The organism is Corynebacterium sp., assembly GCF_012838985.1.
Classification (GTDB): Bacteria; Actinomycetota; Actinomycetes; order Mycobacteriales; family Mycobacteriaceae; genus Corynebacterium.
This window is the reverse complement of sequence record NZ_DUOE01000185.1, coordinates 1-6,456: the sequence shown is the minus strand read 5'-3', so window position 1 is coordinate 6,456 and position 6,456 is coordinate 1. Positions and strand designations below refer to the sequence as shown.

General features: G+C 68.2%; 9 protein-coding genes and 1 pseudogene. 4 read left to right on the top strand and 6 right to left on the bottom strand.

Annotation, left to right across the window (positions count from 1 at the left end; all coding sequences use genetic code 11):
- The 4 genes from GXZ33_RS10625 to GXZ33_RS10610 form a co-directional block, all read left to right on the top strand.
- Positions 1-251, top strand: a 251-nt coding sequence (locus GXZ33_RS10625) for an aldehyde dehydrogenase family protein (protein WP_291341006.1), incomplete at its 5' end; no start/stop codon positions are given.
- Between the two features lie 57 nt (positions 252-308).
- Positions 309-584 carry a hypothetical protein gene (locus GXZ33_RS10620; protein WP_291341005.1) on the top strand — a complete coding sequence of 92 codons (276 nt, stop codon included), beginning with the start codon at positions 309-311 and terminating at the stop codon, positions 582-584.
- Positions 581-1,024, top strand: a complete 444-nt coding sequence (locus GXZ33_RS10615; RefSeq protein ID WP_291341004.1) for a hypothetical protein — start codon at positions 581-583, stop codon at positions 1,022-1,024. The genes GXZ33_RS10620 and GXZ33_RS10615 overlap by 4 nt, the downstream gene beginning before the upstream one ends.
- A gap of 7 nt (positions 1,025-1,031) precedes the next feature.
- Entirely contained in the window at positions 1,032-1,490 is a 459-nt protein-coding gene (locus tag GXZ33_RS10610; protein WP_291341003.1) for a YdcF family protein, read from the top strand.
- 97 nt (positions 1,491-1,587) lie between these two features.
- On the opposite strand, the gene GXZ33_RS10605 is transcribed toward GXZ33_RS10610, so the two are convergent.
- From GXZ33_RS10605 to GXZ33_RS12670, 6 genes and pseudogenes are all read right to left on the bottom strand, one after another.
- A complete protein-coding gene (locus GXZ33_RS10605; RefSeq protein WP_291341002.1) occupies positions 1,588-1,788 on the bottom strand; it encodes a hypothetical protein in 201 nt (66 codons plus the stop codon).
- The gene (locus GXZ33_RS10600; RefSeq protein ID WP_291341001.1) at positions 1,785-2,612 is read right to left on the bottom strand and encodes a carbohydrate ABC transporter permease; all 828 of its coding nucleotides are present in this window, start codon (positions 2,610-2,612) and stop codon (positions 1,785-1,787) included. Before GXZ33_RS10600 ends, GXZ33_RS10605 begins: the two co-directional genes overlap by 4 nt.
- Positions 2,609-3,619, bottom strand: coding sequence for a sugar ABC transporter permease (locus tag GXZ33_RS10595; protein ID WP_291341000.1), 1,011 nt, complete (start codon positions 3,617-3,619; stop codon positions 2,609-2,611). The genes GXZ33_RS10600 and GXZ33_RS10595 overlap by 4 nt, the downstream gene beginning before the upstream one ends.
- Positions 3,620-3,711: 92 nt before the next feature.
- Entirely contained in the window at positions 3,712-5,013 is a 1,302-nt protein-coding gene (locus GXZ33_RS10590; protein ID WP_291340999.1) for an ABC transporter substrate-binding protein, read from the bottom strand.
- Between the two features lie 102 nt (positions 5,014-5,115).
- On the bottom strand, positions 5,116-6,120 hold the full coding sequence (locus GXZ33_RS10585) for an ATP-binding cassette domain-containing protein (protein WP_291340998.1): 1,005 nt from the start codon (positions 6,118-6,120) through the stop codon (positions 5,116-5,118).
- A 155-nt stretch (positions 6,121-6,275) separates the two neighbouring features.
- Positions 6,276-6,374 (bottom strand): annotated as a pseudogene (locus tag GXZ33_RS12670) (TIGR03089 family protein); the annotation flags it as partial.
- Positions 6,375-6,456: the final 82 nt, after the last annotated feature.

Genomic DNA, 6,456 nt, shown 5'->3' with positions numbered 1-6,456 from the left:
AGGCGGTCGCCCTGGCCAACGACACCGCCTACGGACTGGGCAGCTACGTCTTCGGCTCGGACCTCGGGCAGGCGCAGGAGGTGGCCTCCCGCCTGGAGGCCGGCATGACCTACGTCAACGAGACCGGTGCCTCCCGTCCCGGACTGCCCTTCGGCGGCATCGGCCGCTCCGGCTACGGCCGTGAGCTGGGGGAGTGGGGCGTCGATGAGTTCGCCAACCTGCACCTCTTCCGCGTCAGCCCGGCGCTGTAGGGCAACCGTTCGAACCCCGGCGGGCACCGTGTCGGGGTGGCACGATACCGTCAGGGGATGACTGACACCGCCCCCGCCACCGCCACCCCGGCGGACAGCCTTGAGGACATCCAGTGGTTGCGTACCCGCCGCCGCACGGCGACCACCGCCGCTGAACACGCCGTGGTCCGTCATCAGCTCGGACGTCTGGCCCGCCACCTGGAGCAGCGTCCTGAGCCGACGTCCCCGGGGTATTACGTGGCGCTCGCCGTCGTGTCCGTGGTCGGCGGACTGACGCTCGGCTTCGGCCTGTACCACCTGGCTGACGGAATGTGGGTGTGGTTGAACTCATGAGCAGGCAGAACTCGGGCTGCGGCATGCTGGTCATCGGCGTGCTCCTCATCGGTGCCCTCCTGTGGGCGGTGAGCGCCGTGCTGTGGCTCCTGGCGGTGGCCGTGCCGGTCGCGGGACTGCTCGGCGCCGGCTACTTCCTCCTCCTGGCCAAGCAGGCCCGCGAGGAGGTGGCCGCCCGCGCGGCCGCCGACGCGGAACTCGAGGCCCTCGCGCAGGACGCCGCCTTCGACCTCGCGGACACCATCAACCGGTGGGACACGCTGGTGGTCACCAAGGGGATCGGCACGGAGCTGCGGGGCCGTGAGGAGGAGGCCGCCGCCATCCAGCAGCAGCTGTTCGCGGCACATGAGGCGCTGCTGTCCGCCCCGTCCGTGTCCCACCGGATCCGGGCGGCCGTCCACGCCGACTCGGTCCGCCAGTCCGCCGAGCGGCACCTCTAGGAGTCCCATGCCGGTCCTCATCCTCGGCGCCCGCACGCTCCACGGCTACCCCAGCCGTATCCTCGTGGACCGCCTGCGCCGCGCACTTCCGCTCGTCCACGACGCCCCCGTCGTCGTCTCCGGCGACGGTGAGGCCGCCGCCATGGAGCACTGGCTGACCGGGCACGGGGTCGACCCGGCCCTGATCGTGCGGGAACCCCACGCCCGGTCGACGAACGAGAATCTCGAGAACGCCCGCGCCCTCTTCCCGGAGGTGGCGCACTGGACGGTGGTCACCTCCGACTTCCACGTCCCCCGGACCCGCCTGTGGGCCTGGCACCTGGGTATCCCGACGGATGTGGTGGGCGCCCCGACGCAGCGCCCGGACCTGCTGGTGGCGACACTGCGGGAGTGCCTGGCGCTGCCGCACTCCGCGCTGCGGATCGCGTGGCGGCGGATGCGGGGGAACCGGGGGAGCCGGGACTAGGGGTGTCTCAACCTGTCGAATCTGTCTCCCGTGGAACCAGGGAACCCCAGGTGACGGAGTCGCTGGAAAAACAGATTCGACAGGTTGTGACAGGGCCTCAGCGGCCCTGCCGCCACACCCACCACGTGAGGCCCACGAACACGGCGGCCAGCAGACCCGGCCACAGCGCCGGTTCGGGGGAGAAGAGGTTGAGCACGGCCTGCACCAGGGCGAGGAAGGCGAAGAAGCCCAGGAAACCGAGCAGGGTCTCGTGCTGGAGTCTCCGGCGCCGACCCCGCCCGGGATCCGGGCCGGTCACGCCTTCACACCACCGGCGGTGAGACCGGAGACGATCCGGCGCTGGAAGATGAGCACCATGACGATGAGCGGGATCGTCACCAGGGCACCCGCGGCCATGATCGAGGCGTAGGGGTACTCGAATGCGCTCGGCCCGGAGAAGCGGGCGATGGCGACGGTGACGGGTTCGGTGGCGGTCGTCGAGAGCTGACGCGCCAGCATGAACTCGTTCCAGGTGGCGATGAACGCCAGGATCGCCGTGGTGAACAGCGCCGGGGCCGCCAGGGGCAGCAGCACGAGGCGGAAGGCCTGGCCGCGGGAGGCACCGTCGACGCGCGCGGCCTCCTCGAGCTCCCAGGGCAGCTGCCGGAAGAAGGACACCAGGGTGTAGATCGTCAGCGGCAGGGCGAAGGAGATGTTCGGGATGATCATCGCCCGGTAGGAACCGATCCATCCGAGGTCACCGAAGAGCTGGAACAGCGGGGTGACCAGCGCGATGCCCGGGAACATCGACGCGGCGAGGATGATGCCGGTGACGATGCCCTTGCCCGGGAAGTTCAGCCGGGCGAGGGCGTAGGCGGTGAACACGCCGACCATGACGGCCAGGGACGTCGTCGCCACGGAGATGAGCAGCGAGTTGCCGATCGCCCCGAGGAAGTCGTTGCCCTTGTCGGTGGCCAGCGCGTCCCGGAAATTCTCCAGGGTGACGTGCGTCGGCCAGGGGGTGGTGTCGAAGGTGTAGCGCTTGTCGCGCAGGGCGACGATCACCATCCAGTAGAAGGGCGCGAGACCCCAGAACATGATGAACAGCACCCCGAGGTAGTGCCACAGTGTTGCGCGCCTCATGACACGATCTCCTCTTCCTGCATCTTGACCTGCTTACGCTTCCGCGCCCCGGGGACCTTCCGGCCCTTCACGCCACGCTGTCCCGACACGTCGGCGCCGAGGAAGCGGATCATGATGAACGCGACGGCGAAGATGAGCAGGAAGATGAGGGTGGACAGTGCGGACGCGGAGTTGAAGTTGTTCTGACGCATGTCCTCGACCACCAGCTGCGAGATGGTCGCGGTGGGGGAGTTGGAGGACGCGGAGATCATGATGACCGGCAGGTCGTACATGCGCAGCGCGTCGAGCGTGCGGAACAGGACCGCCACCATGAGGGCGGGCTTGACCAGCGGCATCGTGATCTGCCAGAACTGCTGCCAGCGGGAGGCACCGTCGACACGCGCGGCCTCGTAGACGTCCTTGGGGATCATCTGCAGGCCGGCGAGGATGAGCAGCGCCATGAAGGGGGCGGTCTTCCACACGTCGGCGATGATGACCGCGGAGCGGGCCGCCCACGGGTCGGTCGTCCACGAGATCGACGTGTCGAACAGGGAGTTGACGATGCCGCGGTCGGCGAAGATGAACTGCCACAGCTTCGCGGTGACGGCGGTGGGGATGGCCCACGGGATGAGCACGGCGGCACGGACGAAGCCGCGGCCGCGGAACTCCCGGTTCATCACCAGCGCCATGAACATGCCGAGGATGGTCTCCAGGGCGACGGTGACGACGGTGAAGAACAGGGTGATCCGCACGGCCGGCCAGAAGTCGGTGGCGAGCACACCCGGCGGGCACGTGGTGACCGTGCCCGAGGGGGACATGCAGCGGTTCGACAACCAGTAGAGGTAGTGCTCGACGCCGGCGAAGCCACCCTCGACGAAGAGTCCGGTGGTGGGGTCGAGTGACTTGTCCGCCTGGAAGGACAGGAAGATCGCGCGCAGGATCGGGTAGCCGATGACGATGGCCAGGACGATGAGCGCGGGGGCGATCAGCCAGGCCGCGGAGCGGGCCTGACCGGCACGTGTGTTCATGTGCGGCTCCTTCGGTTCAGTGTTAGGTACCACACAACCACAAAAGACCTGCCCGGTGCGGGCAGGTCTTTCACGGTGAGGCGGTGTGGTGCTTAGCGGGAGGCCTGCTCGATGGCGGCCTTCATGTCGGCGGTCGCGTCATCGACGGACTTGCCGGCGGTCAGGGCAGCGTAGGCGTTGTCCTGGATGGCCTTGGAGATGGCCGGGTAGAACGGGGAGACCGGACGCGGTGCCGCGTTCTCCAGGGACTCCTTCAGGGCCGGCAGGTACGGGAACTGCTCGACCAGGGCGTCGTCCTCGTAGATGGAGGCGAGGACCGGCGGGAAGGAGGCCTCGGCGAAGGAGGTCTGGTTCTCCTCGTTGATGATGAACTTGATGAAGTCCAGCGCGGTGCGCTTGTTCTCCGAGTTGATGTTGATGCCGTTGTTGTAGCCACCCAGGGTGGAGACACCGACACCGTCCTTGCCGACCAGCGGCTGGACCTCGAACTTGCCCGCGACCTCGGAGGTGTCCGCCTCGGCGTTGGTGAACATGTACGGCCAGTTGATGGCGTACGCGGTGTCACCGGCGACGAACGCGAGGTTGGTCTCCTCCTCCGTGGCGGAGGTGGAGGCGGAGGCGATGGTGCCGTTCTCGTAGGCGTCGACGAGTGCCTGGAGGCCTTCCTTGGACTGGTCGGAGTCGACGGTCACGTCACCGGCGTCGGAGAGGACGGAGCCGCCCCAGCCCTCCATGAAGCCGACGGTGTTGACGGTCAGGCCCTCGTACTGCTTGAGCTGCAGGGTGAGGCAGTCGCCCTCGAGCTCGGCGCAGGACGCCTCGAGCTCGGCCCAGTTGGTCGGGGCCTCCGGGATCAGCTCGGTGTTGCGGAAGAGCAGCTGGCCGTTGGTGTTCTGCGGCAGTGCGTAGAGGGTGCCGTTGTAGGTGGCGGAGTTGACGGTGGACTGCAGCAGGTCGGAGGTGTCGACCTCGAGGTCGCCGGTCAGCGGTGCGAGCCACTGGTTGGCGGCGAAGTCGGCGGTCCAGATGACGTCGAGCGCCATGACGTCGTAGTCGGAGTTGCCCGCCTGCAGGGACTGCACGAGGGTCTCGCGCTGGGCGTCGGCCTCGCCGGCGAGCTCACGGAGGGTGACCTGCTCGTCCGGGTTCTGGGCGTTCCACTTCTCGATGATCGGGGTGATCTTGTCGGTGTCGTTCTTGCCCATGGCGAAGGTGATCGGGCCGCGGCCCTCATCCGAGTCGGAGGCCACCGTGGTGGCGGTGGTGGTGTCGGTTGCCGTGGCGGTGGTGGTCTCCCCGGTGTCGCCGCTGTCGGCGCAACCTGCGAGAACCACGGTCGAGACGATGGCGATGGCCGCCAGGGAACGACCCGGGCGCTTCAGTGCGATGTTCATCTGTGATTCACCTTTCATAAAACAACGGTTGGTCCTCAATGTAGTGAGCCAGGTAATAGCCCGGACCTGACTTGTTCCCGATCACCCCCTCGCGGGGGTGTGTCAGAGACGGTTTCCCGAGGCAGGGTCGAAACGGTGCGCCGCCGCCGGGTCGTACGCGAACGTCACCGCCGCGCCCCGCTCCGGCACCTCCCGGTCGCCCAGCCGCGCGACGAGCCGCACGCCCTCGCTGGTGGCGTACACGTAGGACTCGGAACCGAGCTCCTCCACGAGGTCCACGGTGCCCTCCCGGGCCACCCACCCCTCCGGGACCTGCCTGTCGACGACCACCCGCATCGCCTCCGGCCGCACCCCCAGGGTCACACCCTCCCCCGGGAAGAGGTTCATCGAGGGGGACCCGATGAAGCCGGCGACGAACTCGTTCACGGGGGCGTCGTAAAGCTCACGCGGGGGAGCGACCTGCTGGAGGATGCCGTCCTTGAGCACCGCGACGCGGTCACCCATCGTCATCGCCTCGACCTGGTCGTGCGTGACATAGACGGTGGTGGTGCCGAGGCGGCGCTGGAGGGCGGCGAGCTCGGCGCGGGTCTGCACACGCAGCTTCGCGTCGAGGTTCGACAGCGGCTCATCCATGAGGAAGACCTTCGGGTCACGGACGATCGCACGGCCCATTGCCACGCGCTGACGCTGACCACCGGACAGGTCCTTCGGCTTACGGTCGAGGAACTCCTCGAGGCCGAGCATCTCCGCGGCGTCCTGCACCCGCTTCCTGATCTCCGCAGCCGGCATCTTCGCCAGCTTGAGGGCGAAACCCATGTTCTTCGCGACACTCAGGTGCGGGTACAGGGCGTAGTTCTGGAACACCATCGCGATGTCCCGGTCGCCCGGCTCCACGCCGGTGACGTCCTTGCCGTCGATGAGCAGATGCCCCGAGTCGACGGGCTCGAGCCCCGCCAGCGCACGCAGCGTCGTGGACTTCCCGCAGCCCGAGGGGCCGACCAGCACGAGGAACTCGCCGTCCGCGATCTCCAGGTCGAGATCCTTCACCGTCGGACGCTCCGCGCCCGGGTAGCGGATGGACACCTTGTCGAATGTGACCGTTGCCATGTGTGAACGATAACACCGGAGCGCGTCGCGCTGGGACGGGCAGGCCCCGTGTTCGCAGGTACCCGTCTGTGCGCCGGACGGCGGGAAACGCCAGGTCGAAAAATGAGGGTCACGGGGAAAAGGGTATCTCCGCACGGGGGTGGGTCCGCAGGACCCTACAACCGGGCGGTCACCTTCTCCGCTGCGGCGATCTCGTCGAGCCGCGCCGCGTCGACCATTCCGGCGACCACCACGGCGGAACCACCCGCGGACATCAGGAAGCGGGTGCAGGACGCCGCGGAGATGCTCGGCCTCGAGGAGTTCCTCGACCGCAAGCCGAAGGACCTGTCCGGTGGT

Bases quoted from the DNA above. Each gene is read 5' to 3' on its own strand.
- GXZ33_RS10595 (WP_291341000.1), bottom strand. From the start codon at position 3,619: ATGAACACACGTGCCGGTCAGGCCCGCTCCGCGGCCTGGCTGATCGCC.
- GXZ33_RS10600 (WP_291341001.1), bottom strand. From the start codon at position 2,612: ATGAGGCGCGCAACACTGTGGCACTACCTCGGGGTGCTGTTCATCATG.
- GXZ33_RS10585 (WP_291340998.1), bottom strand. From the start codon at position 6,120: ATGGCAACGGTCACATTCGACAAGGTGTCCATCCGCTACCCGGGCGCG.
- GXZ33_RS10590 (WP_291340999.1), bottom strand. From the start codon at position 5,013: ATGAACATCGCACTGAAGCGCCCGGGTCGTTCCCTGGCGGCCATCGCC.
- GXZ33_RS10610 (WP_291341003.1), top strand. From the start codon at position 1,032: ATGCCGGTCCTCATCCTCGGCGCCCGCACGCTCCACGGCTACCCCAGC.
- GXZ33_RS10620 (WP_291341005.1), top strand. From the start codon at position 309: ATGACTGACACCGCCCCCGCCACCGCCACCCCGGCGGACAGCCTTGAG.
- GXZ33_RS10615 (WP_291341004.1), top strand. From the start codon at position 581: ATGAGCAGGCAGAACTCGGGCTGCGGCATGCTGGTCATCGGCGTGCTC.